The sequence below is a fragment of the Pseudomonas sp. UBA7500 genome (assembly GCF_002478435.1).
Taxonomy (GTDB): Bacteria; Pseudomonadota; Gammaproteobacteria; order Pseudomonadales; family Pseudomonadaceae; genus Aquipseudomonas; species Aquipseudomonas palmensis.
This window is the reverse complement of record NZ_DLNW01000006.1, coordinates 465-24,749: the sequence shown is the minus strand read 5'-3', so window position 1 is coordinate 24,749 and position 24,285 is coordinate 465. Positions and strand designations below refer to the sequence as shown.

22 protein-coding genes and 2 pseudogenes are annotated in these 24,285 nt (G+C 61.8%); 7 read left to right on the top strand and 17 right to left on the bottom strand.

Translation table 11 applies throughout. From position 1 onward, the window contains the following. Positions 1-174 precede the first annotated feature (174 nt). Entirely contained in the window at positions 175-432 is a 258-nt protein-coding gene (gene rpmA / locus B4I46_RS05110; RefSeq protein WP_010225698.1) for a 50S ribosomal protein L27, read from the bottom strand. A 33-nt stretch (positions 433-465) separates the two neighbouring features. Beyond that, positions 466-777 carry a 50S ribosomal protein L21 gene (gene rplU / locus B4I46_RS05105; protein WP_038614793.1) on the bottom strand — a complete coding sequence of 104 codons (312 nt, stop codon included), beginning with the start codon at positions 775-777 and terminating at the stop codon, positions 466-468. Positions 778-1,030: 253 nt separating this feature from the next. On the opposite strand from rplU, the gene B4I46_RS05100 reads away from it, so the two are divergent. The 3 genes from B4I46_RS05100 (at position 1,031) to B4I46_RS05090 (ending at position 2,822) form a co-directional block, all read left to right on the top strand. After that, complete coding sequence (locus B4I46_RS05100) at positions 1,031-1,999, top strand: polyprenyl synthetase family protein (protein ID WP_054916263.1); 969 nt, start codon at positions 1,031-1,033, stop codon at positions 1,997-1,999. 99 nt (positions 2,000-2,098) lie between these two features. Then, on the top strand, positions 2,099-2,440 hold the full coding sequence (locus B4I46_RS05095; protein ID WP_043860219.1) for a zinc ribbon domain-containing protein YjdM: 342 nt from the start codon (positions 2,099-2,101) through the stop codon (positions 2,438-2,440). Between the two features lie 133 nt (positions 2,441-2,573). Next, positions 2,574-2,822: a hypothetical protein gene (locus B4I46_RS05090; protein ID WP_043860218.1), complete on the top strand. Its 249-nt coding sequence runs from the start codon at positions 2,574-2,576 to the stop codon at positions 2,820-2,822. A 114-nt stretch (positions 2,823-2,936) separates the two neighbouring features. Here B4I46_RS05090 and B4I46_RS05085 read toward each other — a convergent pair whose 3' ends face one another. The 5 genes from B4I46_RS05085 to B4I46_RS05065 all read right to left on the bottom strand — a co-directional run bounded on the left by B4I46_RS05085 (position 2,937) and on the right by B4I46_RS05065 (position 7,677). Beyond that, positions 2,937-3,554, bottom strand: coding sequence for an FKBP-type peptidyl-prolyl cis-trans isomerase (locus B4I46_RS05085; protein ID WP_043860217.1), 618 nt, complete (start codon positions 3,552-3,554; stop codon positions 2,937-2,939). An 86-nt stretch (positions 3,555-3,640) separates the two neighbouring features. Continuing rightward, positions 3,641-3,946, bottom strand: a complete 306-nt coding sequence (locus tag B4I46_RS05080) for a DUF6482 family protein (protein WP_058540612.1) — start codon at positions 3,944-3,946, stop codon at positions 3,641-3,643. A 136-nt stretch (positions 3,947-4,082) separates the two neighbouring features. After that, positions 4,083-4,571, bottom strand: coding sequence for a TIGR00645 family protein (locus B4I46_RS05075; RefSeq protein ID WP_043860215.1), 489 nt, complete (start codon positions 4,569-4,571; stop codon positions 4,083-4,085). A 109-nt stretch (positions 4,572-4,680) separates the two neighbouring features. Then, a complete protein-coding gene (locus tag B4I46_RS05070; RefSeq protein WP_043860214.1) occupies positions 4,681-5,022 on the bottom strand; it encodes a hypothetical protein in 342 nt (113 codons plus the stop codon). Between the two features lie 216 nt (positions 5,023-5,238). Further along, a complete protein-coding gene (locus B4I46_RS05065; RefSeq protein WP_043860213.1) occupies positions 5,239-7,677 on the bottom strand; it encodes a Lon protease family protein in 2,439 nt (812 codons plus the stop codon). Positions 7,678-7,953: 276 nt separating this feature from the next. Here B4I46_RS05065 and B4I46_RS05060 point away from each other — a divergent pair, with 276 nt between their 5' ends. From B4I46_RS05060 to B4I46_RS05045, 4 genes are all read left to right on the top strand, one after another. Next, positions 7,954-8,442 carry a DUF3015 domain-containing protein gene (locus tag B4I46_RS05060; protein ID WP_043860212.1) on the top strand — a complete coding sequence of 163 codons (489 nt, stop codon included), beginning with the start codon at positions 7,954-7,956 and terminating at the stop codon, positions 8,440-8,442. A gap of 79 nt (positions 8,443-8,521) precedes the next feature. Beyond that, on the top strand, positions 8,522-10,375 hold the full coding sequence (locus B4I46_RS05055; protein ID WP_043860211.1) for a DUF4105 domain-containing protein: 1,854 nt from the start codon (positions 8,522-8,524) through the stop codon (positions 10,373-10,375). Between the two features lie 155 nt (positions 10,376-10,530). Next, positions 10,531-10,881 carry a hypothetical protein gene (locus B4I46_RS05050; protein ID WP_043860210.1) on the top strand — a complete coding sequence of 117 codons (351 nt, stop codon included), beginning with the start codon at positions 10,531-10,533 and terminating at the stop codon, positions 10,879-10,881. Positions 10,882-10,948: 67 nt separating this feature from the next. Next, positions 10,949-11,437, top strand: a complete 489-nt coding sequence (locus tag B4I46_RS05045) for a GreA/GreB family elongation factor (protein ID WP_054916265.1) — start codon at positions 10,949-10,951, stop codon at positions 11,435-11,437. Here the strand turns inward: B4I46_RS05045 and gdhA are convergent. The 10 genes and pseudogenes from gdhA to B4I46_RS04995 all read right to left on the bottom strand — a co-directional run. Continuing rightward, the gene (gene gdhA, locus B4I46_RS05040; RefSeq protein WP_043860208.1) at positions 11,434-12,771 is read right to left on the bottom strand and encodes an NADP-specific glutamate dehydrogenase; all 1,338 of its coding nucleotides are present in this window, start codon (positions 12,769-12,771) and stop codon (positions 11,434-11,436) included. The genes B4I46_RS05045 and gdhA overlap by 4 nt on opposite strands. 265 nt (positions 12,772-13,036) lie before the next feature. Next, positions 13,037-14,701 (bottom strand): energy-dependent translational throttle protein EttA, encoded by a 1,665-nt coding sequence (ettA, locus tag B4I46_RS05035; RefSeq protein ID WP_043860207.1) that lies wholly within the window; start codon positions 14,699-14,701, stop codon positions 13,037-13,039. A 120-nt stretch (positions 14,702-14,821) separates the two neighbouring features. Then, positions 14,822-15,085 (bottom strand): PAAR domain-containing protein, encoded by a 264-nt coding sequence (locus B4I46_RS05030; protein WP_054916267.1) that lies wholly within the window; start codon positions 15,083-15,085, stop codon positions 14,822-14,824. Between the two features lie 217 nt (positions 15,086-15,302). Then, positions 15,303-15,941 carry an SMI1/KNR4 family protein gene (locus B4I46_RS05025; RefSeq protein WP_256582859.1) on the bottom strand — a complete coding sequence of 213 codons (639 nt, stop codon included), beginning with the start codon at positions 15,939-15,941 and terminating at the stop codon, positions 15,303-15,305. Between the two features lie 90 nt (positions 15,942-16,031). Beyond that, positions 16,032-16,391, bottom strand: a pseudogene (locus B4I46_RS05020) (hypothetical protein); the annotation flags it as partial. Between the two features lie 54 nt (positions 16,392-16,445). Then, on the bottom strand, positions 16,446-17,195 hold the full coding sequence (locus B4I46_RS05015) for a hypothetical protein (RefSeq protein WP_286898870.1): 750 nt from the start codon (positions 17,193-17,195) through the stop codon (positions 16,446-16,448). A gap of 79 nt (positions 17,196-17,274) precedes the next feature. Beyond that, positions 17,275-17,607: pseudogene (locus tag B4I46_RS05010) on the bottom strand (hypothetical protein); the annotation flags it as partial. Between the two features lie 179 nt (positions 17,608-17,786). Continuing rightward, a complete protein-coding gene (locus B4I46_RS05005; RefSeq protein WP_275730373.1) occupies positions 17,787-18,323 on the bottom strand; it encodes a hypothetical protein in 537 nt (178 codons plus the stop codon). Between the two features lie 3 nt (positions 18,324-18,326). Continuing rightward, positions 18,327-23,018 (bottom strand): RHS repeat-associated core domain-containing protein, encoded by a 4,692-nt coding sequence (locus tag B4I46_RS05000; RefSeq protein WP_286898868.1) that lies wholly within the window; start codon positions 23,016-23,018, stop codon positions 18,327-18,329. Beyond that, a partial coding sequence (locus tag B4I46_RS04995; RefSeq protein ID WP_286898867.1) for a DUF2345 domain-containing protein occupies positions 23,015-24,285 on the bottom strand: 1,271 nt, incomplete at its 5' end. The genes B4I46_RS04995 and B4I46_RS05000, both read right to left, overlap by 4 nt.

Below are 24,285 nucleotides of genomic sequence, written 5' to 3'. Positions count from 1 at the left end.
AGTTGGACGAGCTGAGTGACACAAAGACATAAGGCTCTTGCAAAAGTGAGCGCGGCGGCCCCGATACGGCCAGAACACCAGCGCCGGCAGCCCATACAAACAGCTTTGCAAGAGACTCACCCCACAAACGAAAAAGCCCCGTCGCGAGACAGGGCTTTTCCAGCGATCGCGCGATTACTCGGCAACGACGCTCACGTAACGACGACCGAAGGCGCCTTTTACTTCGAACTTGATCTTACCCGCGATCTTGGCGAACAGGGTGTGATCCTTGCCCATGCCAACGCCGTAGCCAGCGTGGAATTGGGTGCCGCGCTGACGCACGATGATGTTGCCCGGGATGATAGCCTGGCCGCCATACATCTTCACGCCAAGGCGTTTGGCTTCTGAGTCGCGACCGTTACGGGTACTACCACCAGCTTTTTTGTGTGCCATGGTTCAATTCTCCAGAAATGGGGATTTGGGCGATTAAGCCGAAATACCGGTGATCTTGATTTCGGTGAACCACTGGCGGTGGCCCATACGCTTCATGTGGTGCTTACGGCGGCGGAACTTGATGATGCGCACTTTGTCGTGACGACCTTGCGAGATCACTTCAGCAACAACCTTGGCACCAGCAACGACTGGAGCGCCGATGTTCACGTCGTCGCCATTGGCAACCAACAGAACGCGGTCGAAAGTCACGGATTCGCCAGTGGCGACTTCCAGTTTTTCGATTTTCAGGTATTCACCTTCGGCGACTTTGTACTGCTTGCCACCGGTAACAATTACTGCGTACATGGGTATTTCTCCGATAATCCTGCTCACCCAGCTCTTTATAGGAAGAGTATTGGCTGGCATGGCTGCATAGGGCTGGAACGGCCCAGTGCAATTGCGTAAGGCAGGTGCTGCCCAGGAAGTTCAGGGTGCGCGATTGTACGCAAGCCAGCTTTGCCTTGCAAGTGTGGCCATTGACCCCACGGGCAGTGCGCCTTGACACGCCGGGACCCGCAACCTAGCATGCCGCGCAACCCTTATGGAGCACCTGTGGCCGATGCAACCCCAAGCTTTCTACCGTGCGGTAGCGGACGACTTCAGCGCCGTTGACGAGATCATCAAGAAGCAGCTGACTTCGCGTGTGCCGCTGGTATCGAAAATCGGCGACTATATTACCTCGGCCGGGGGCAAGCGTCTGCGCCCGCTGCTGGTGTTGCTGTGCGGCAAGGCACTGGGCCGCGAAGGCGACGACCTGCGCCTGCTGGCAGCCACCATCGAGTTCCTGCACACCGCCACCCTGCTGCATGACGACGTGGTCGACATGTCGGGCATGCGCCGTGGCCGCTCTACCGCCAATGCCCTGTGGGGCAACGCGCCAAGCGTGCTGGTGGGCGACTTCCTGTACTCGCGCTCGTTCGAGATGATGGTCGAGCTGGGCTCGATGCCGGTCATGCAGATCCTCTCCAAGGCCACCCGCGTGATTGCCGAGGGTGAAGTGCTGCAGCTGTCGCGCATTCGCGACGCCAGCACCACCGAGGAAGTCTACATGGACGTCATCCGCGGCAAGACCGCCATGCTGTTCGAAGCCTCCACCCACAGCGCCGCCGCACTGGCCGGCGCCAGCGACGAACAGCGCGAAGCCCTGCGTACCTTCGGCGACCACCTGGGCGTGGCCTTCCAGCTGGTCGACGACCTGCTCGACTACAAGGGCGACGCCGAGACCCTGGGCAAGAACGTCGGTGACGACCTGGCCGAAGGCAAGCCGACCCTGCCGCTGATCTACACCATGCGCGAAGGCACCCCCGAGCAGGCGGCGCTGGTGCGCCAGGCCATCCAGAAAGGTGGCCTTGAAGACCTGGAGAGCATCCGCAACGCAGTGGAGGCCGCCGGCGCGCTGGAGTACACCGCACAGATGGCGCGTGACTACGTGGCCCGTGCCATCGCCTGCCTGGACGTACTGCCGGCCAGCGAATACCGCGATGCGCTGGTCGAACTCAGCGAATTCGCCGTCGCCCGCACGCACTGATCCCCTGCCCCGGCCCATCGCTCGATGGGCCTGCTTTTCCTCTGGCCGGCAAAACCCTATACAATGTGGGTTTTCTGCACGTAGTCCTGAGGAACCGTAGTGAGCACTTTGCCACCCTGCCCCAAATGCAACTCCGAATACACCTACGAAGACGCCAGCCAGCTGATCTGCCCCGAGTGCGCCCACGAGTGGTCGGCCAGCGGTGAAGCCGAAGCGGCCAGCGACGAAGCGGTGAAGAAGGATTCGGTGGGCAACGTCCTGCAGGACGGCGACACCATCACCGTGATCAAGGACCTCAAGGTCAAGGGCACCTCGCTGGTGGTCAAGGTCGGCACCAAGGTCAAGAACATCCGCCTGTGCGACGGCGACCACGACATCGACTGCAAGATCGACGGCATCGGCCCGATGAAGCTGAAATCGGAATTCGTGCGCAAGGTCTGACCCCTGCCTGCCCGGGGCTGCACTCGCAGCCTCGACCCTACCGCCCGGCGGTAATCGCAAGAAAAATCCAATAGTCACTTGCTATTTTGATAATAAGAATTATTCTCATTGGACGCTTTCAAGGAGAATAGCCATGACTTATCTGATAGACGCCTGGCTTGACCGCCCCCATCCGTACCTGCGCATCCTGCACCGCGAAACCGGCGAGGTATGCGCCGTGCTCGAAGAAGACGCGCTGGGCGAACTGCGCGACCAGGGCGACCTGGATCTTCACGGGTTGAATTCGAGCGAGCCTGTGGTGCTCAAGGAGCTGGTGAGGAATCTGTTCCTGTTCTGCTATGCCCGGGCGTTGCGCCCTGGGGGTGGCGCGCAGTGGAACTGAAAGCATCGCGGGTCAAGCCCGCTCCCACAAGGATCACTGCAATCATGAGACTGGCAGTGTACCTGTGGGAGCGGGCTTGACCCGCGATGAGGGCCGCAAGGTCCTGCGACGTACTTACAGTACGTCCAGCAGCTCGACGTCGAACACCAGCACGCTGTGCGGCGGGATGCTGCCAACGCCCTGGGCGCCGTAAGCCAGCTCGCTCGGTACGTACAGGCGCCATTTGCTGCCCGCGTTCATCAGTTGCAGGGCCTCGGTCCAGCCAGCGATCACGCCGCCGACCGGGAATTCTGCCGGCTGGCCACGCTCGTAGGAGCTGTCGAACACGGTGCCGTCGATCAGGGTGCCGTGGTAGTGGGTGCGCACGCTGTCTTCACGGCTTGGCTTGGCGCCTTCACCGGCAGTCAGTACTTCGAACTGCAGGCCCGAGGCCAGGGTGGTGATGCCGTCACGCTTGGCGTTCTCGGCCAGGAAGGCCTTGCCTTCGCCAGCGGCCGCTTCGGCCTTGGCAGCCGCTTCGGCCTGCATGATTTCACGGATGACCTTGAAGCTGGCCGAAAGGTCTTCTTCGCTGACGCGGCTGGCCTGGCCATTGAAGGCGTCGGTCAGACCGGCCAGGATCGCGTCCAGGTTGACGCCCGGTGGCGGGTTGTCACGCAGCTGGCCACCCAGCTGACGGCCAATGCCGTAGCTGACGCGGGTTTCGTCGGTGGACAGGTTGAGTTCGGACATGTTTCTGCTCCGCTACAGGGCGCACAAAAGCCGCGCCCGCTGTGAAAAGGGCAAGCAGCCTAGCACACTGCGGCAAAGCAGTTCAGCTACCAGGCAGTACGTCGCGGCATCGGCACCTTGAGGTCTTCTTCGGGGGTGCCGTGCAGGCCGCACATCTCGTCCTGCACCGACCAGTGCACCAGGTGCAGCGGCACGGCGGGCAAGCCATTGAGCAGGCGCTGGCCATCGACCACCGAGTGCACCTTGAGACGTACACCCCTGGCATCCAGCAACGGGTGCGCCTTGCCCTTGACCCGGGCCTCGAGCACGAAGTCCCCCCCTTCGATGGCGATCAGGTTCAGTTCGTCCACGCGGCCGGCCCTGGCCTCGCTGTTCAGTTCATGCAGGTTCATTGCGATACCTCGCTACTGGAACATTCCACAGGCCGTTCATTTTTTGTACAGCATCGACCAAAGCACAAGCCAGAAACGCAACCGCCCGTCCGTTATGCAACGGACGGGCGGCTGACAAGGCGTGATACCCCGCAGGTCAGTGCTTGGTCATCTTGTCCAGGTAGCCCATGGCGAACGCCGAGACCACGAAGGTCATGTGGATGATCACGTACCACATCAGGTACTGGGTCTCGATGTTGCGCGCGTCCATGAACACCCGCAGCAGGTGGATGGAGGAGATCGCCACGATCGAGGCGGCCACCTTCATCTTCAGCGAGGAAGAGTCCATCTTGCCCAGCCAGTTGAGCTTTTCGGTGCCTTCGGCGATATCCAGCTGCGACACGAAGTTCTCGTAGCCGGAGATCATCACCATCACCAGCAGGCCGCCCACCAGGGCCATGTCGATCAGCGACAGCAGTACCAGGATGAGGTCGGACTCGGCCAGCGAGAAGACGTTGGGCAGCACATGGAAGATCTCCTGAAAGAACTTCAGCGCCAACGCCAGCAGCCCCAGGGACAGGCCAAAATAGATGGGTGCGAGCAGCCAGCGCGAGGCGTACATCGCATTTTCGATAAAGCGTTCCATTGAGCAGATCACCAGGTGGCTGGAAAAAAACGAGCGCGAGTATAGCAGCCACCTGTGACAGGAAAAGCCCGCGACACGCTGCCACAGGCCAGTGGATGATCCGGTCGGTTCAGGTGTCGGGGTTGGACTGCAGGTCACCCACATGGTGAACCCGTTCGCCGTTGATGCGACGCAGCTGCGCCTGCAGGTGCACGCACCAGATCTGCGGGTCGTCGGCCACCTGGTAGCCGTGCAGGGTCAGGCTGTCGACAATCGCGCTGAGCACCGACTCGGCCACGAACGGCCCGTGAAACGGCCCCTGGGCCTTGATCGCGGAGGGTTGCTCGCCGGCCATGCCGGCGGCGAACAGCAGTGTCCACATGCCGGTGTCACCGGCCAGCGGGCGGATACGGCACTCAATGCGGGTCACCAGGCCCAGGCATTGACGGGTAAGGCTGAGGGTACGCGGCATGGCGACGGTCCTCGGTGAGGCGTTGCGTAGCCTGTGGCCAGGCTGGTTTCGATCCTTTTGCGCACGACGGTCCATGCCTTGAGGATAGAAGAAATCCGCCGGCGACAAGCGGTCGGCGCCGAGCGGTCATGTGCCATGCGCCGAACTGCCCCCTTCGCCCGTAATGCCGACTCCCACATGTAGGAGCCGGCATTGCCGGCGAAGAACCCAACGCGGTCAGGAAGGCTTCACCTGCGCCAGCGCCTCTTCGGCCTGCTCCTTCTCGGCTTCCTTGAGGTCCTCTTCGCTGATCATCTCGGCAATCACCCGCAACCGCTCGACTACCCGCGCATTGATGCTGCCTTCGGGGAACTCGCCCTCCTCGTTCGGCTGCCCGGCCGGCTCGCCCACCAGCAGGCTCAGGGCCTCGTCGGCCTGGCTGACTGCGTAGACATGGAATTGCCCGGCGCGCACCGCCTGCAGCACGCGCTCGTCGAGCATCAGCGTGGCCACGTTGGCCCGCGGGATGATCGCGCCCTGCTCACCGGTCAGGCCACGTGCCTCGCACAGGCGGAAGAAGCCCTCGATCTTCTCGTTGACCCCGCCCACCGCCTGCACTTCACCGAACTGGTTGATCGAGCCAGTGATCGCAAAGCACTGCTTGAGCGGGGTTTTCGACAGGGCCGAGATCAGCGTGCAGGCCTCGCCCAGCGATGCGCTGTCGCCATCCACATAGCCGTAGGACTGCTCCAGTGCGATGCTGGCCGAAATGGCCAGGGGGAACTCCTGGGCATAGCGGCTGCCCAGGTACCCGGTGAGGATCATCACGCCCTTGGAGTGGATCGGCTGGCCCAGGTTGACCTCACGCTCGATATCGACGATGCCGCTGCCGCCCGGGTACACCGTGGCGGAAATCCGCGCCGGCACGCCGAACGCCGAATCGCCCACCTCCAGCACGGTCAGGCCGTTGCACTTGCCCACCGCCGCGCCTTCGGTGTCGATCAGGATGATCCCGGCCAGCATGTCGTCGAGAATCCGCGCCGATACCCGCCCGGTACGCGTGGCCTTGGCCTTGAGCGCCCGCTCGATGTGCCCGGCGTCGGTCATCTCGTCGTTGGCCAGGTGGCGAATGAAATCCGCCTCGCTGACCAGCTGGAACAGGTCGCCGATGCGCGCCGAAAGACGCCCCTGGTGCTCGGCCAGGCGGGCGCTGTAGGTGGCCAGGCGCGCCACCGCATCGGCGGTCAGCGGGGCCATGCCCTCCTCGCTGGTGCGGGTCTTGAGCAACTGGGCGAACTGCTCCAGGCTCTCCTCGACCATGGGAATGTCTTCGTCGAAGTCCACCAGCACCCGGAACATCTCCTGGAAGTCCGGGTCGTGGTCCTGCAGCGCGTAGTACAGCTGGCGGGCGCCGATGATGATCACCTTGACCTGCAGCGGGATCATCTGCGGGGTGAGGGTCACGGTGGCCAGGCGACCGAACTCGCCCAGCGGCGACTCCATCTTCAGCTTGCGCGATTGCAGGGCGCGCTTGAGCGCATCCCACACGAACGGCTCGCCGAGCATCTTCTCGGCTTCCAGAATCAGGAACCCGCCATTGGCGCGGTGCAGCGCCCCCGGGCGCAACTGGCGATAGGTGGTGTACAGCGCGCCCTGGTCGTTGCCGTATTCGATGCGGCCGAACAGGTTGTCGTAGGTAGGGTGCGGCTCGAACACCACGGGCGCGCCGCCGCTGGCATGATGGCCGACCACCAGGCTGGGGGCGTACTGCTCTTCGAGCATCTTGCGCGCCACGGCGTCGGTCTTGCTGTCGTCGACCAGTTGCTCGACCACGGTGCGCAGCAGGTTGACCTGCATGGCCTGCAGGTAGGCGCACACCGCAGCGTTCTCGGCGTATTTCTCCGACAGCGGGGCCAGCAAGGGCTGCAGGGCCAGGGTGATGGTTTCTTCGTTGAGCTGGCGCAGCTGGTTGTTCGACTCGCGCTTCCACTGCGGCAGGCTGGCGAGCTCTTCGTTGAGGCGCTCTTCCAGCGCGGCGATGTCCTCGTGGAAGCGCTCGCGCTCGGCCTCAGGCAACTGGGCGAACTCGGCCTCGTCCAGCGCCTTGCCATCGGCCATGGGGGTGAAGGCGACGTTGCTGCTGTCGCGGTACAGGGCCACGTCCTTTTCCAGCGAGGCGCGCTCGATCACATCCAGGGCACGGTCGTAGCGCTGGTTGAAGGCGCGGTCGATGGCGCTTTTCTTCTGCTGATAGGACGGGTGCTCGAACACCGCCGGAAAGGTCGCCAGCAGGTTGTCGATCAGGCCCCCGATATCGGCGATGAAGGCCCCGGCACTGCCGGCCGGCAGCTCGAACGCCTTGGGCTCGCGGGGCTCGTCAAAGTTGTTGACGTACAGCCAGTCGGACGGCGTCTGCAGGCGCTTGCCTTCTGCCTTGAGGTAGCGCTTGACGAACGAGAAGCGGCCGGTGCCCGGCTCGCCCATGACAAACACGTTGTAACCGGGGCGTGGCATGGCGACGCCGAACTGCAAGGCTTCGACTGCACGTTCCTGGCCTAGCACACCGCGAAAGGGCTCCAGATCATTGGTGGTGGAAAAATCGAACTGTTCAGCGGAAAACGGCCGGGTCAGGGCTTCGGGCGCAAGACGCAGGCTCGCAGCAACAGGATCGGGCATCGGGCTTCCTTACTTCGGCGGGGCGGATGACGGCATTCTGGCGCCGCCTGCGCCCGGCTTGCAAGGCTCTTCAACGCTTTAGCGCGCAGGGTCGAAAACCTGCTCCGCGTCAATTATTTCAAGCAATCTTTTGCAATTAATCACGGAACCCTTAGATCGTGCCTAAACTCCAAACTGCGCGGCTGGGTAAACAACCGACCCGTCCTGGCAACTAGTCCTACAGACATGCCAGATAACCCTGACCTTTGGTTTGAACATCAGAAAGAGAACAATGCTATGAAACGGATTCTTCTGGGTACTCTGTTCACCGCGGTTTCGCTCAACGCCATGGCCCAGGCGCCAGGCGGCCCGGACTGCGGCTGGGGCAACATGCTGTTCGAGGGCCAACGCGGCACGCCGGCTCACTTCCTCGCATCCACCACCAACGGTACCTCGGGCAACGCCACCTTCGGCATGACCTCGGGCACCAACGGCTGCTCCACCAATGCGTCGCTGACCTATGGCGGCAAATCCTGGTTCGCCATGAATGGCATGATGAACGAGCTGTCCGAAGACATGGCGCAAGGCCAGGGCGAAGCACTGACCACCTACGCGGTGGTACTGGGCGTCGCACCGGAAGACCGTGCGCACTTCGCGGCCGTGACCCACCAGCACTTCCAGGAAATCTTCACCACAGCCGACGCTACCGCTGAAGATGTTCACACCAACACCCTCGCCGTCCTGAAAAGCGACGCCCGTCTGGCCAAATACGCAACCCCGGCCTAAGCTCGGCACACCCGCCCCGACCACGGGGCGGGTTTGTTTGCCCGCCTCTATCGGCATCATTCAGACGTAGTTGCCCGACATGCTCAAACGCCTTGCCTACCTGGCGCTCTGTGCCTGCGCCCCGCTGCACGCTGCCACCGTGCTGGACGATGCTCGTCTGCACGCACTGGCCAACGACCGCTACTGGATCTCCCTGGGCCATTACGAAACCGCCAAGCTCGGCGGATGGCGCAGCTACGTGGACGACCCCAAATTCTTCCTGGCCAAGGACGGTGCGCACCACCCTGACCAGGAACTGCGCGCCACCTATGAGGCGCTGTACGCCCCGGCCAGCCTGGGCGACCAGCACGCGCAATGCGTATTCCCGGCGCGCACCCGCTGGCTGCGCGAGCAGTTGCAGCTCACCGACCTGCCGGCGCCGGACTGCAAGGCCTACACCCAGTGGTACTCGGATGTGTCGCCGCACAGCGCGGTGATGATCTTCCCGGCGGCCTACCTGAACAGCCCCTCGTCGATGTTCGGGCACACGCTGCTGCGTATCGACCAGGCCGACGTGCAAAGCGACAACACCGCACTGCTGAGCTACGCGATCAACTTCGGCGCCTACATCGAGGGCAACGACAACAGCATCCTGTATGCCTGGAAGGGCCTGATGGGCGGCTACCCCGGCCTGTTCGCGCTGGTGCCCTACCAGGAGAAGCTGTCCGAATACCGCAGCCTGGAAAACCGCGACCTGTGGGAATACCGGCTGAACCTCACGCCCGAGGAAACCGGGCGCATGGTCGAGCACATCTGGGAACTCAAGCAGATCCAGTTCGACTATTTCTTCTTCGACGAAAACTGCTCGTATCGCCTGCTCGAACTGCTGCAGGTGGCACGGCCGAGCCTGGACCTGACCTCGCAGTTCCCGCTCACGGCGATCCCCACCGACACGGTCAAGGCGGTGAAACAGTCCGGGCTGGTGGCGCGTACCGACTACCGCCCATCGCGCGAGCGCGAGCTGCTGGAGCGGGCCAAACCGCTGGACCATGCCGAACAGCAGCAGGTGCTGGCCGTGAGCGCCGACACCGCGCAGCTGCAGAGCCCCGCCTTCACCGAGCTGCCGCGCGAGCGCCAGGCGCTGGTGCAGGACGCCGCCTATCGCCTGGAGCGCTACCGCGCCAATGGCCTGGAGCGCGACCCGGAGCGGGCCAGGCGCAGCTTCGAGTTGCTGCGCGCGATCAACCGCAACCCGCCACCGCCGTTGCAGATCGAACGCCCCGGGCTGCCGGAGGACGGCCACGAGTCGCGCACCTGGCAGCTGGGCGTGGGTACCCGAGAAGACCGGGCCTTTGCCGAGTACGGGCTGCGCATGGCCTATCACGACCTCAACGACAACGCCTACGGCTTCCCGCTGGGGGCGCAGATCGAGATCCTGCAACTGAAGGTGCGCCAGTACGAACACAACGACTGGCAGGTGCAGCGCCTGGACCTGGCCACGATCCGCTCGCTGACGCCGCGCAACGACCTGCTCAAGCCGTGGTCGTGGCAGGTGGCCGGCGGGTTGGAACGGGTGCTGGGCAAGCATGAGAACGAGGTGCTGGTCAGCCATGTGAATGGCGGCGCCGGGGGCACCTGGCAGTTGGGCGAGGACATGCTCGGGTTTGCCCTGGGCACGGTGCGGGTGGAGCACAACAATGACTTTGCCGGGTTCATCGCACCCGCGGCAGGGTTCAACACCGGCGTGCTGTGGCGCAACGGGCTGGGCAACCTGAGCCTGGAGGCCAAGGGCGACTACTTCACCAATGGCGAGGTCCGCCGCAGCCTGAGCCTCAACCAGCAGTGGGAACTGTCGCGCAACCTGGGCCTGCGCCTGAGTGCCAGGCGCGAGTTCAGCCAGCTGGCGACGGCGCAGAACGAGGTGATGCTCGAGGTGAAGTGGTACAACTACTGAAGTCATCGCGGGTCAAGCCCGCTCCCACAAGGGCAATGAGAAACCTTGTGGGAGCGGGCTTGACCCGCGATGCGATCCAATTGTTTGACATCTTTTTGACCTCTCTTGCACACACCAGCACCTAGACTTCCCCCCAACAGGTGGAGAGTTCGAACATGCGCGGGCACTGGGTACTGGTGGCAATGATGCTGGGCGGTTGCGCCAGCACCCACGATCAACTGATCGAGCAAGGCTACCCTGCCCCCTACGCCGACGGCTTCCAGGCCGGTTGCAGCAGCGGCCACCAGGCCGCAGGCGTGATGATGGGCGAGTTTCGCAAGGACGTGCCGCGCTATCTGCACGACCGCCAGTACGAGACCGGCTGGGACGACGGCTTTCGCCAGTGCCAGGCCATGCAGCAGAGCCAGGACCAGGACACCTACCGCAGCCGCCACTGGGACGAGCGCGATCAGCAGTGGCAGCAGGAAAAGGACCGCGACGCCGCCCGCGCCTATCGACGCCAATAGGTCGCCCTCGAACATTCGATGCAACCGGTGACCGCGCATCATGGTCTTCCTACAAAGGAGGCCAACCATGAGCCGAGCATTCGTCAACGAAGACCAGGCCGCCGATCAGGCCAATCAACCGGTAGAGCGGCGCATCAGCGAACAACCCAACCACGTCACCGCCCAGGGCCTGACCCTGCTCAAGCAGCGGGTCAGCGAACTGGAGACCCTGCGCAGCACGCTGCTGGGCGACCCCGACAAACAACGCCTGGCCGAGGTCGAGCGCGACCTGCGCTACTTCAGCGCCCGCGTGCAGAGCGCCCAGGTGGCCGCACCCGCCACCTCGCAGAGCAAGGTGCAGATCGGTAGCCGGGTGGTGTTTGTCGATGAAGAAGGCCGCCAGCATGAAGTGCAACTGGTCGGCGAAGACCAGGCCTATGCCGCCAGTGGCCTGATCAACTGGGGGTCACCCCTGGGCCGGGCACTGCTGGGGGCAGCGCCCGGTGACGAGGTGCTGTGGCGACGACCGGCGGGGGATCAACTGATCGAGGTCGTCGCCATCGAGCCGCAGGCCTAGACCACGCCCTGGGCCAGCATGGCGTCGGCAACCTTGACGAAGCCGGCGATATTGGCGCCCTTGACGTAGTTGATGCGGCCGTTCTCTTCGCCGTAGTACACACAGGCATGGTGGATCGACTGCATGATGTTGTGCAGCTTGCTGTCCACCTCGCCGGCCGTCCACAGCAGGCGCATGGCGTTCTGCGACATCTCCAGGCCGCTGACGGCCACGCCGCCGGCGTTGGAGGCCTTGCCCGGGGCGAACAGGATGCCGGCCTCGATGAAGAGGTCCACGGCGTCCAGGGTGGTCGGCATGTTGGCGCCTTCGGCCACGCAGATGCAGCCGTTGCGCAGCAGGGTGCGTGCGTCTTCGGCGTCCAGCTCGTTCTGGGTGGCGCACGGCAGGGCGATGTCGCAGGCCAGGCTCCAAGGGCGCTGGCCGGCGCGGAACTCCAGGCCGAACTCGCCGCCCAGCTCGCTCAGGCGGCCGCGCTTGACGTTCTTGAGCTCCATCAGCGCATCCCACTGCGCATCGTTCAGGCCGGCTTCGCAGTACAGGGTACCCTCGGAGTCGGACAGCGAGATGACCTTGCCGCCCAGGTCCATGACCTTGCGCGCGGCATATTGCGCCACGTTGCCGGAGCCGGAGATGGCCACACGGCGACCGTCGATGCGCAGGCCGTCGCGCTTGAGCATTTCTTCGGCGAAGTACACGCAGCCGTAGCCGGTGGCTTCGGGGCGAATCAGGCTGCCGCCGTAGTTCATGCCCTTGCCGGTCAGCACCGAGGTGAACTGGTTGGCCAGGCGCTTGTACTGGCCGAACAGGAAGCCGATTTCGCGACCACCTACGCCGATGTCACCGGCCGGCACGTCGAGGTCGGCGCCGATGTGGCGGTACAGCTCGCTCATGAATGCCTGGCAGAAGCGCATGACTTCGGCGTCGCTCTTGCCCTTGGGGTCGAAGTCCGAGCCGCCCTTGCCGCCGCCCATGGGCAGCGAGGTGAGGGAATTCTTGAGTACCTGTTCGAAGGCCAGGAACTTCAGCACGCCGAGGTTCACCGAAGGGTGGAAACGCAGGCCGCCCTTGTATGGGCCGATGGCGCTGCTCATCTGGATGCGGTAGCCGCGGTTGACACGCACCCTGCCCTTGTCGTCGACCCACGATACACGGAACAGAATGGCCCGCTCCGGCTCGACCATGCGTTCGAGAATACCGGCCTGCAGGTAGTGCGGGTTGGCTTCGAGGAAGGGCCACAGGCTGCGCAGTACCTCTTCCACGGCCTGATGGAATTCGGGCTGGGCAGGGTCGCGTTTTTGCAGGCGTGCGAGGAAGTCTTCGACGGATTCGATCATTTAGACATTCACCAGATAGAGTTGGACTTATTAGTTTTTTCAGGACTTTACCAAGAACCACTCGCACCGCAACAGGGCAAAATGTCGTTTTTATGGAAATAAATGGTGCATTTCTATAAATGTATACACCTTCGCCGGCAAAGCCGGCTCCTACAGGAGATCGCACAACCCTGTAGGAGCCGGCCTTGCCGGCGAAGGATTCACCCGGATTCCAGGCAAAAAAAACGGGGCCCGAAGGCCCCGTTTCAGTGCAAGACCGTGAAGGTCATGCCAGTTTCTTGTGCCGTACCCGGTGCGGCTGGGCAGCGGCTTCACCCAGGCGCTTCTTGCGATCGGCTTCGTACTCGGTGTAGTTGCCTTCGAAGAACACCGCCTGCGAATCGTCTTCGTAGGCCAGGATGTGGGTAGCCACACGGTCAAGGAACCACCGATCGTGAGAGATCACGATAGCGGCGCCCGGGAAGTCCAGCAGGGCTTCCTCCAGCGAACGCAGGGTTTCGACGTCGAGGTCGTTGGACGGTTCGTCGAGCAGCAGCACGTTGCCGCCCTCTTTGAGCGTCAACGCCAGGTGCAGGCGGCCACGCTCACCACCGGAGAGGTCCTTGACGAACTTCTGCTGGTCGCCGCCCTTGAAGTTGAAGCGCCCCACGTAGGTACGCGCCGGGATCTCGTAGTTGCCGATGCGGATCTGGTCGGAACCGTCGGAGATCTGCTGGAACACGGTCTTGCCGCCGTCCAGGTCTTCGCGGCTCTGGTCGACGCAGGCCAGTTGCACGGTTTCACCGATCTCGATGCTGCCCGAGTCCGGTTGCTCCTTGCCCATCAGCATGCGGAACAGGGTCGATTTACCGGCGCCGTTACCGCCGATCACACCGACGATGGCGCCTTTTGGCATGCTGAACGACAGGTTGTCGATCAGAACGCGGTCGCCGTAGCCCTTGGTGACGTTCTTGAACTCGATGACCTTGTCACCCAGGCGCGGGCCGGCCGGGATGTAGATCTCGTTGGTTTCGCTGCGCTTCTGGAATTCCTGCGACTGCATTTCTTCGAAGCGTTGCAGACGCGCCTTGGATTTGGACTGGCGGGCCTTGGCGCCTTTGCGCACCCATTCCAGTTCTTCCTTCATGGCCTTTTCATGGGCCGACTGCTGCTTGGACTCCTGGGCCAGGCGGTCCGACTTGGCTTCCAGCCAACCCGAATAGTTGCCCTCGTAAGGAATACCGGCGCCGCGGTCGAGTTCCAGAATCCAGCCGGCGACGTTGTCCAGGAAGTAACGGTCGTGGGTAATCGCGACCACGGTGCCCGGGAAGTCGTGCAGGAAGTGCTCCAGCCAGGCGACCGAGTCGGCATCCAGGTGGTTGGTCGGTTCGTCGAGCAGCAGCATGTCGGGGGCCGACAGCAGCAGGCGGCACAGGGCCACGCGGCGCTTCTCGCCACCGGACAGGTGTTCGACCTTGGCGTCCCAGGCCGGCAGGCGCAGCGCGTCGGCGGCGACTTCCAGCTGGCGCTCGAGGTTGTGACCGTCGCTGGCCTGCAGGATCGCTTCCAGCTTGGCCTGTTCGGCGGCCAGCTTGTCGAAGTCGGCGTCCGGGTCGGCATAGGCGGCGTAGACCTCGTCCAGGCGGGCCTGGGCGTCCTTGATCACGCTGACGGCCTCTTCGACCACTTCACGCACGGTCTTGGTGGGGTCCAGTTGCGGCTCTTGCGGCAGGTAGCCGACATTCAGATCGGGCATCGGACGCGCTTCGCCGTCGAACTCGGTGTCGACGCCGGCCATGATTTTCAGCAGGGTGGATTTACCCGAACCGTTGAGGCCGAGCACGCCGATCTTGGCGCCGGGGAAAAAGGACAGCGAAATGTTCTTGAGGATTTCCCGCTTCGGCGGCACAACTTTGCTAAGCCGATGCATGGTGTAGACGTATTGAGCCAAAACGTGAGCTCCAGTAAGTAGGTCAATCAAAGGAGCTGATTGTAGACACAATTGGGTACCCCGGCCATCGTCGCGACTGGCGGTGCGGCCGGGGGGGAAAGTGCACGTTGCGGGCAATGCCTAGCTGATGACTGCGCCCTTGGGGCCACTGGCGATCAGCGCGGCGCCGCAGGCGGTCTTCATGCCATCCAGCGCCACTGGCGTACCGCCGACGCTGTAGGTGCTGCTGCCCTCGGCAATGGGAAATACCCCTTTGCACAGGGGGCAACTGACGCTGTGCCCTACCCCGGCAATCGGCTTGCCATTGAGGTTGGTGTTGGAAAAGGCTTCGAGTACCACGCCACCGTGGGTGGTGGCATCGCCCAGGCGAACAATGTCTTTCATGAGGTGGGTCCGTCCTTGTGTGATGGGATGTATTACGTGTGGAGGTGCAGGCCTTTGCACTCACGTCCGATGGTGCCTGATTGGAAGAGGGCTGAACATCAACATGCCGTTGCATGTCGTGGGAACGCGGGCGTCATCGAGCGGGTATCACGCTGGGCAGCCCAGATACTCATAGCCGCTGTCAAACATTCAAGCCATCCAGGGGTACTGATGATCGTTAAGGAGCAGGATCAACGCTACTCAGCCACTGCTCAAAGTCATCCGCAAACCGGCGGGCACTGCCCGTTTCATGATCCCACAACACCACGGCAGGCTCGCCTGAGGCGCCTTGCGCGTCATAATCGAAGCAATAATAATCACCTGTTCCAAACTCTGCGAAGGGCAACAGCGGTGCAAAACGCTCAGGCAATTGCGAGAAGTTTTCCAGCCACGCCTGCCACCCTGACGTGTAATTTCGGACGATCGAGTCCCAGGTCTTCCTCGGGTCTCGGCTGTCGAACACGGGGAACACCACCAGGCCACCCAATGACCGTCCATTGTTGGCAAGCAGCCAGCGGGAAAAGGATGTGGGGAACGTTCTGTTCAGTTCCTTCTCTGCAGAAGCGATTGCAGAAAGCGTTGTGCCGATGACACGCGTTTTTGACATTCGGTTTCGATGTCCATCACTGGAGGCTACAAGAATCCCGCGTTGAGCACTGTATTGGTGGCCCTGACTCACGTCCAGAAGATCATCGTGCAGCAAGTAGTGATTCATGCAGGTTTTCAACACGTCTGAAGACACTGCGCTGTCCTGCGAATATGCCAGATCGGTAACACCCTGAAACGGCTCCATCATGTAACAGAATTTGAGATCCAACTCCTTGGCACGCTATGGCCTGGTCGATCACGCCGCATGAGGTCGCTTGTAGTTTCGTTCACATGCCAGTAACTGCTTTCGGACCTGCACACCGTTGTGCAACCGGTGGCTCAGGTTGCCCCGCTCGTCATAGGTGTAATGCGTGCCCGCATACTCACGCAGCAGGTTGTCCATCAACCGGTTACGCCTGGGCGCACGCTCCAGCGTACGGGTCGGTTCGTGGTGCTTGTCGTCCAGCAGATTGCCGGCCGGGTCGAAGGCGAAGGTCTCCACGCCCAGGCGGCTGGTGGCCTGTAACAGGCGGCCAATCGGGTCGTACTGGTAGGCCAGATGACCACGCCGGGCGTCATGGATGTCGGTCAGCTGGCCTACCGCGTCGTACTGATACTCACGCTTGAGCAGGGTCGCTTTGCCGTCCTGGCTGCCCAGCAGCTGTTCCTGTAAGCGGCCCACCTGTTATAGAAGGCTGTTACCCCGCAGCGTGATTTAGCAAATCTACCGAGGTCACGGACAATAGGACGCTAGCAACTCAACAGCTTTCAACTCTGTTCTCACAGTTTCTAGTTCATGATTATCTAATGCCCACACGGTAAATTCACCTCGTGTGTCACACACGCCGAACCTCTTCATAGCCGACTCTAACGCTGTTCTTTTTTCAGGTGGAAGAGCGGAGAGCTTCCGGTCGGAAAAAATGTTTACAGGATAAACATCTCGTATAAATGAATCCGTAGTTCCAGCCCGCTGTTTTTTCCACCATATACCGACCTCATTGCGCCGAGGCCACATTAAGGGATGCTTTTCATCTGGCATATAAATTCCGCGCGCATAACCGAACCCATAAGCGTGGCTTTCCCCATACGAGTATATGTAGTCAAATGATTCACTCCATCGATCAAACTCATAGAACGATTCAACTAAAGCCTCCAATTTCATTTTTTCGGAAAATGCAGACAATAACAGCCCTGCTTCTCCTGAAAGAACTGCAGAGAAATTGCAGTTCAACATTTCACTACCACCACTTTCTTCCCAGATACGACCTGAGTACAGTTCAATCTCTCCAATAGCTCCATCATGCAGATCCTTAAGGTATTTTTTTTCACTGTATTTTATTATTTTCTTACCTCTTCCACCACACCGGCTTATTTGCTCGCCAGCCTTGTACATCCAAGCCCGAAGGCCAGCATCAAAATTAGCAACACTCAGAACTTCATGCGGCCTAGGATGAGCAACTAAAAAATTATATACATCAGCCATTCATTTTCTCCGAAGAGTTGGTGGTGTAGCCAAGTAGGTTCCCTCGCGTTCGCCTAATGCTGCCAGAGGCCGCTTGCTGCCAGAGCGGGTCCTGGTCGATGTCGTAGGGGCGGTTGCTCCAGTCCGGCTCCTTGTACAACCGTATCGGGGCCTTGCGCAGAGCCTGCGCCACCGGCACAAAGCTGCCGGGTTCGTACAAGTAGTGCACCGTGCGCCCGGTGTCACCTTCATCCTGCGCAGGCGAGCTTTCCCAGGCGAGGGTGTCGCCGTCCCAGCCGAACAGGGTGAAGCCGCAGTTCAGCTCGCGCTGGCGCTTGGCTCGCTCCAGCTGGTTCCAGCCAGTACCGGCTTCAGGTTTGTTCCAGTAATGCGCCGTCGAGTGCTTGTGCAACCGTCGCCCGAGGGCGTTATAGATGAACTCGGCCTTGTGGTTGCCGTCGCCGCATCTTTTTAAACAGCCAAATGGGTACTAAGTGACCTACCTGCGCACTCCTGTGCAGTTGGCGGCTGAGATTCCCGGACGGATAGAGAGGAACCAATCTTAAAAAGCAAGCCTACGCGACCATAAAATCAAGTAACCCCAAAAACTTGCTACTTCGGAAAGTATCCAGGACAAGAGTTTTTCGGCCTATCCACTCCCCGTCCAAGGAACAAATGCCAGTTCTTCCCTGAAACAAACGCTCCTTCGGTCCAGTAATATCGATCGGTAACATAACTAACATTCCCCCCTGAGTCCTTAACACCTTTGCGTGCTATTTTCTTCAAAATTCTTGTCAGTACACGATCAATAACTTTTTCAGACTCAGATTTATCACCACTAAAAATTGTTGCTCCAATAGCATATTCGTCTTCCCCCCCATAGCAAGCACGAACAAAACCAACTTTATCCTTCCTGTCAACTTCAATCTGGGCTTTACCCTTGAAGGAGAAGTCGCGATCTGAGCCCATTATTATTTTCATCTGAGGAAAGATCTCAAATGAATCGAGCCTTACAAAGCCCCTATCTTTTACAAGTAGAAATGGTTCATTCATTCGGTATGAGATATACACTCCAAACCCAGTTTCATCCCTCAATTCATTAACCACTCCAATGTACTCTTGAAAATCCATAAAAACTGTTTTTTCCATGACTCACCTCGACGGACAATTTTTATTATAAGGTCGAAATTGAACATCAGATGGTCTATCGACACCTAAAGTTTTGGTACGTAAGTCTTCCATAGCTTTTTGCTCGCGCGGGACTGGTGTGCTCCCATCAGCTTTGACTTTCCCTACATTCCCATAGACAACTTTTCCATCAGCATCTCTATAGATAATGTCCGGCCGGCGTCCCTCTTTATTACCTCCAGGAGTTTTAATTAAATTCTCTTTTTCAACGCCACCTCCAGCTAGAACGGTACCCCCTGATGCTTGAACCTCTCGCCCCCAAGCATGAATGACTTGGTTATGCGGCCCTTCACCATTGGTCTTAGGTCCCCGTTTAGCCAGCCCAAATGGATCTATCCAGTCAATCGGATTCGGCGCATATATGAACAGGTTCAACCCACCAAAGTAACTGATCGGATCCTGCCCAACAAACCGCCCAACCGCCGGATCATAGTACCGATACCGGTTGTAGTGCAGGCCCGTCTCATGGTCGTGATACTGGCCCTGGAAGCGGATCGGGTTGTTCAACCCCACCTGTTTCGCCCAGGCCGAACGTTCTTGTTTCACCTCACCCCACGCCTTGTACTGCGCCGACCACGCCACGTCGCCGTTGTGGTCGGTCAGCTCCATCGGCGTGCCCAGGTGGTCACACTGGTACCAGGCAATCGCATCAAAGGGTTGTGGCGAGGCCGCTTGCTGCCAGAGCGGGTCCTGATCGATGTCGTAGGGGCGGTTGCTCCAGTCCGGCTCCTTGTACAACCGTATCGGGGCCTTGCGCAGAGCCTGCGCCACCGGCACAAAGCTGCCGGGTTCGTACAAGTAGTGCACCGTGCGCCCGGTGTCACCTTCATCCTGCGCAGGCGAGCTTTCCCAGGCGAGGGTGTCGCCGTCCCAGCCGAACAGGGTGAAGCCGCAGTTCAGCTCGCGCTGGCGCTTGGCTCGCTCCAGCTGGTTCCAGCCAGTACCGGCTTCAGGTTTGTTCCAGTAATGCGCCGTCGAGTGCTTGTGCAAGCGTCGCCCAAGGGCGTCATAGCTGTACTCGACCTTGAGCTTGTCGTCGCTGTAAGCCTGCAAGCGGTCAAACAGGTCCCAGGTGAACCGGGCCTGCACACCGTTGTGCAACCGATGGCTCAGGTTGCCCCGCTCGTCATAGGTGTAGTGCGTGCCCGCATATTCGCGCAGCAGGTTGTCCATCAACCGGTTGCGCCTGGGCGCACGCTCCAGCGGACGGGTCGGTTCGTGGTGCTTGTCATCCAGCAGGTTGCCGGCCGGGTCGAAGGCGAAGGTCTCCACCCCCAGCCGGCTGGTGGCCTGCAACAGGCGGCCAATCGGATCGTACTGGTAGGCCAGATGACCACGACGGGTGTCGTGGATGTCGGTCAGCTGGCCTACCGCGTCGTACTGATACTCACGCTTGAGCAGGGTCGATTTGCCGTCCTGGCTGCCCAACAGCTGTTCCTGCAAGCGCCCCGCCGGGTCCCACGCCTGAGTCTGGCTCAACCTGTTGCCCTGATGCCGCACAACCTCGCGGTGCAGGTCATCGCGCTCGTAGGCCAGCAGTTCATGCTGATCGACCGTCATGCCCAACAGATGACCGCTACCGTAGGTCAGCCAGCTGACCTTGTGCCCGTCCGGACGAGTGGTGGAGGTACGCAGGTTGAGGGCGTCGTACTCGTGCTGCCACACCGCGACCATCGGGGTGCCGGTGGCCAGGTAGTGCTGGTGCTCGCGGGTAAGGTTGCCGGCCTCGTCATGGAACCACTGCAGTTTGCTCGCGGCGTTGATGGCCTGGATCAGCCTGCCGTTGCCGTCGTAGGCAAAGGTTTCTTCCTCGCGCTGGTCACCCTGGCTGGCCACGCGGGAAATGAGACGGCCGACGGGATCGAAGGTGACGTCGAGGCGGCGTTGCCCGACGTGGGTGGAGGTCAGGCGCCCAGTGTTCGTGTCGTACTGGTAGCGCGTGGTGAGGCCGTCGAAGCCGCTCTCTTCCAGCAGACGGCCGACCGGGTCGTAGCGGAAACTGGCGTGGCTTTCGTTTTCGTTTTCCAGGCCCGTGAGGCGGCCCAGTTTGTCCCAGCGGTAACGCAGGGTGTTTTCGGCCGCGTCGACCCGCTCGGCGAGCAACCCGGCGACGGTGTAGGTCCAGGTGGTGCAGCGGTCGAGGGCATCGACGTGGGCCAGCAGGCGACTCTCGGCATCGCGCTCGAAGCGCTCTTCGGTCTTGTCCGGATGGATGACCAGGGCGAGCTGGCCGGCCTTGTACGTGTACTGGGTCTTGTTGCCGGCGGCATCGGTGAACTGCACCAACTGTCCGATATCGTCATAGGCCCATTTGCTGGTCTTGCCCGAGCAGTCGGTGTACTCGACCAGTTGCCCGGCGTCGTTGTACACCAGCGCCTTTTCGTTGCCGTTGGCGTCCTTGATCGCCTTGACCAGACCGGAGGGTGTGTAGGCGAACTCGGTCTTGTTGCCCAGCGGGTCGACGGTTTCGCTGAGGTTGCCCTTGAGGTCGTACTGGCGTTCCCACACACCGGCCTCGGCGTCGCGGATCCTGATCGGGCGACGGCGGTCGTCGTAGGCAAAGTGAACCTGGCTGTGGTCGGCACGGATATGCCGCACCACGCTGCCTTGCTCGTCGTAGTCGTAACGGTCTTCGCTGCCATCGACGTGGACATGCCGAACGATGTGCTTGCGCTCGTCGCGAAAGATCCACTCCGAGCGCTCGTCGGGGTAACGCACACGGTACAGATGTCCAAGGATGTCGTAGTAGTACCAGGTCTCCTGGCCATGGGCGTCGGTGACGTAGGTGAGGCGAATGTTGCTGTCCCACTCCAGGTGCAACTCGTAGCTGCCGTCATCGGCCCATTCGCGGATGGCCTTGGCATCGAACGCACTGCCCTTCCACTCCAGGTTCATGCCCCGGCCGGTACGGTCGGTGTAACGGGTCACCAGGTGATTTTGGTAGTGGTAGTGCCAGGTGCCTGCGTGTTCATCCTGCGCGGCGACCAGGTCGCCATGGGCATCGTAGTGATAGGCACACAGTTGGCGTAGCGGTTGGCCGTCACGCATTTCCCAAAGGCCGGTGATACGGCCATGGTCATCGATCAAGGTGCCTAGGTGACGCAGCACGTCACTCATGTCCCCTTGAAAGGTGATGATGTCGGACAGTACCGGCCGGCCCTCGTGCCGATGCTCGTAATGCAGCATGCAGCCGGCATCGTTCTGCAACAGGATCTTCTGCAGGTAGTAGCGCTCGCCCACGCGCAGATAGTGTTCCTTGCGCACGAAGCCGCGGCAGATCACCAGTTCGTCTTCACGACTGCGAACCAGCAGCAGGTCTTCGATAGCGTTGTACTGCGCCTTCTCGACCTTGGGCAGGTCGAACGCATGGCTACGGCCATCGTAGTCGTGAAACAGCAGACCCGTGCCGACCACATCGATGCAGGTGGTGAACGGCGTGACCCAGCGAGCGCCCAGGTTGCCTTGGTCGTACTCGGCCAGGCGCGAGTGGTAGATACGCTGCCACTCGATGGGAAATGCACCCGGCAGGCTGAAGTCGGTATGGATGATGAATTCCGAACCCAGGGCAAAGCTGATGTGGTTGCCTGAGTGCGCCTTGGGCGCTGGGCGCGGGATCGGGCAGGTATCTGGAAGCGGGCTGGTCGAAGCCACGGCCTCATGCTGCCTGGCCGTCGCCCCCAGCTCCCCCTTGGGTTTCTCCCGTTCCACCTGGGTCACGGTGCCCGGCTTGCTCACGCCCGACTGCCCGTTCTTGTTGCGCTTGCGAAAGCCCTTCACGGCGCCGTCCAGCACATTGAGCATCGAACCGATGCTCATCGCCAGCGACGGGTCCGCCAGCCTGTTCAACTGGCGCGCCAACTCCGGCCCCAGCTTGCGCAACTGCCCGGTCTGGGCCAGTACCTGAGCCTTGATGTCATCCGACACCAGCTTGCTCACGGCGCTGTTCACCACCCCCTTGCCCGCAGCCTTGCAGGCACTGTGCATCGCACCGAAGATATTCCTGATCGCCGCCCTGGGGCTGTGCGTGAGCTGGTCGCCAGCCGCAGACAACTGCTGGCTCATCGCCGTGCGGTCGCTCCTGGCATCGAGCTGGCCGGTGGCCACGGCGTCCAGGCCGTCGGCGATTTCGCCGAGCATCTGGGTGCCCTTCGCACCCGCCGCGTCAAGAATCTCGGCCAGCCTAGGCTTGGCCTGGGTGACGAAGTCGTCGATGGTGCCGGCGATGGTGGCGTTCAGGTGCCCTATCAGCACCTGGATCAGCGAATCGCCCAGCAGCATCTTGGCGCTGTTGCGCAGTTCCTGGCGCACCAGGAACAACGTCGGGCGCAGGCTCATGCGCGCGGCCGCCATGGTCGGCGGTGCCGGCAGTACGCCGATCAGGTTGATGCCCAGGCTGACCCAGTCCAGCACCTCGCGCTGCTTGCTCTTGACCAGGGTGACCACGTCCCCCAGTGCATCCACCAGGGCCATGATGTTGCCCACCACCGGCAAGGCGCCGGCCACGGACTTGATGCGCTCCAGGGTGACGGTGCCACCGCTGATCGATTGCAGCCAGGCGTCGAATTCGGCGGCGCCGCGGCCCACGTCCTTGGCGTCGATGGTGTTGAGCGGGGCGACCGCGACCTGGGGTTCGCGGGGTTTGGCGGACTCGCTCATGCCAGCACCTCGCGGCTGGCCAGAGCCTTGGCCGGGCTGCTCGGCAAGGTCGGCTGGGCCAGACCGGGCAAGGTCTTGAGCGCCCTTGCCGCTTCCAGCGACGCCGCTGCGCCGGGCACCACGCTACTGGCCAGGCCGGCCATCGCGGCAGGCTCGCCCTTGAGTGCAGCGCCCACCTGCTGTGCCTGCTGCAAGGCCGCCTGGCCACTTCTGGCCAGTTGCAGCCCGCTGCCCGCAAGCGCCTTGCCATCGTCCATCACTGCAGAGCCACCGGGGCCCATGAGGCCCTGGGCCATTGTCTTTCCTTGTGCCATAACGTCCTGTACCAGTCCTTTGCCCTTGTCCATGCCTTGCTGCACCAGTGCCTTGCCGTTCTCCAGGCCATCCCTGGCCGCGCCCAGCACCTCGCCGACCACTGATTGCTGGCCGGGTGCGATATCGTCGAGTGAGGGGCTGAGCGGCCACGTGCTGGCGCCAAAGTGGCTGGCCTCGGCCCAGGTGTCAGCCGGGTCCAGGCCGAAGTCGGCCCACAGCGGGCCGAGGGCGGCACCGCTGGCGAGGTTGAAGCCGTCGGCGTCGAGCGTACCCTTGATCGATTTGCCCAGTGCGTCGGTCACGTTGTAGTCGCCGGTTTTCACGCCTTTGCTGTTGGCGTACTGGTACAGCAACTCCAGATCGCCCTTGCCCGGTTTCGGCGGCTCGGGGAAGGTGCCGGCCAGGCTCTTGGGCCCCACATGGGCGAAGTTCGCCGCGTGCGCGGTGTACGGCCCGGTGGTCACGTGGGTGATGCCACTGGCGTTGTAGGTGGTGGCACTGCCGCCGCCCTGCACCACCAGTTCGGTCTTGGCGGTGAGGGTGATGCGGTCGGCATTGGCGGTGATGTCGAGCTTGGCCAGCAGGTTGATGTTGTCTTTCAGTGCTTTGATATCGATGTCGCCCGACGCCGCCACCAACCGCCAGCCCATGTTCTGCACGAACAGCCGCATGCCCTGGCTGGCACTGGCCAAGAGGCGCTTGCCGATCGAGAGACTCGTATGCCCGGTGCTGCTCAACGCCAGGTGTTCACCGGTCGCGACATGCGTCGAGCGCGGGGTGGTCAGGGCAATGCCCGCCGGGCTGGCCAGCACCAGGTGCGGTTCGCTGAACTCGGGAAATTCGTTGGCGCTCTGGTTGGTCGGGCCGCTGCCGACGATGCCCTGGTGCTGCGCATGCAGGGCCTTGGCCACCTCATCCTGATCGCCCGACTCCTGCGCCTGCACCTCGCGCG

What these genes read in the sequence shown, in the direction of transcription:
- rpmA (WP_010225698.1), bottom strand. Translation starts at nt 432, where the DNA reads ATGGCACACAAAAAAGCTGGTGGTAGTACCCGTAACGGTCGCGACTCA.
- B4I46_RS05070 (WP_043860214.1), bottom strand. Translation starts at nt 5,022, where the DNA reads ATGCCGCGTACCCTCAGCCTTACCCGTCAATGCCTGGGCCTGGTGACC.
- B4I46_RS05075 (WP_043860215.1), bottom strand. Translation starts at nt 4,571, where the DNA reads ATGGAACGCTTTATCGAAAATGCGATGTACGCCTCGCGCTGGCTGCTC.
- B4I46_RS05060 (WP_043860212.1), top strand. Translation starts at nt 7,954, where the DNA reads ATGAAACGGATTCTTCTGGGTACTCTGTTCACCGCGGTTTCGCTCAAC.
- B4I46_RS05055 (WP_043860211.1), top strand. Translation starts at nt 8,522, where the DNA reads ATGCTCAAACGCCTTGCCTACCTGGCGCTCTGTGCCTGCGCCCCGCTG.
- B4I46_RS05015 (WP_286898870.1), bottom strand. Translation starts at nt 17,195, where the DNA reads ATGGCTGATGTATATAATTTTTTAGTTGCTCATCCTAGGCCGCATGAA.
- B4I46_RS05080 (WP_058540612.1), bottom strand. Translation starts at nt 3,946, where the DNA reads ATGAACCTGCATGAACTGAACAGCGAGGCCAGGGCCGGCCGCGTGGAC.
- gdhA (WP_043860208.1), bottom strand. Translation starts at nt 12,771, where the DNA reads ATGATCGAATCCGTCGAAGACTTCCTCGCACGCCTGCAAAAACGCGAC.
- B4I46_RS05085 (WP_043860217.1), bottom strand. Translation starts at nt 3,554, where the DNA reads ATGTCCGAACTCAACCTGTCCACCGACGAAACCCGCGTCAGCTACGGC.
- rplU (WP_038614793.1), bottom strand. Translation starts at nt 777, where the DNA reads ATGTACGCAGTAATTGTTACCGGTGGCAAGCAGTACAAAGTCGCCGAA.
- B4I46_RS05045 (WP_054916265.1), top strand. Translation starts at nt 10,949, where the DNA reads ATGAGCCGAGCATTCGTCAACGAAGACCAGGCCGCCGATCAGGCCAAT.
- B4I46_RS05065 (WP_043860213.1), bottom strand. Translation starts at nt 7,677, where the DNA reads ATGCCCGATCCTGTTGCTGCGAGCCTGCGTCTTGCGCCCGAAGCCCTG.
- B4I46_RS05050 (WP_043860210.1), top strand. Translation starts at nt 10,531, where the DNA reads ATGCGCGGGCACTGGGTACTGGTGGCAATGATGCTGGGCGGTTGCGCC.
- B4I46_RS05090 (WP_043860218.1), top strand. Translation starts at nt 2,574, where the DNA reads ATGACTTATCTGATAGACGCCTGGCTTGACCGCCCCCATCCGTACCTG.
- B4I46_RS05005 (WP_275730373.1), bottom strand. Translation starts at nt 18,323, where the DNA reads ATGGAAAAAACAGTTTTTATGGATTTTCAAGAGTACATTGGAGTGGTT.
- B4I46_RS05030 (WP_054916267.1), bottom strand. Translation starts at nt 15,085, where the DNA reads ATGAAAGACATTGTTCGCCTGGGCGATGCCACCACCCACGGTGGCGTG.
- B4I46_RS05100 (WP_054916263.1), top strand. Translation starts at nt 1,031, where the DNA reads ATGCAACCCCAAGCTTTCTACCGTGCGGTAGCGGACGACTTCAGCGCC.
- B4I46_RS05000 (WP_286898868.1), bottom strand. Translation starts at nt 23,018, where the DNA reads ATGAGCGAGTCCGCCAAACCCCGCGAACCCCAGGTCGCGGTCGCCCCG.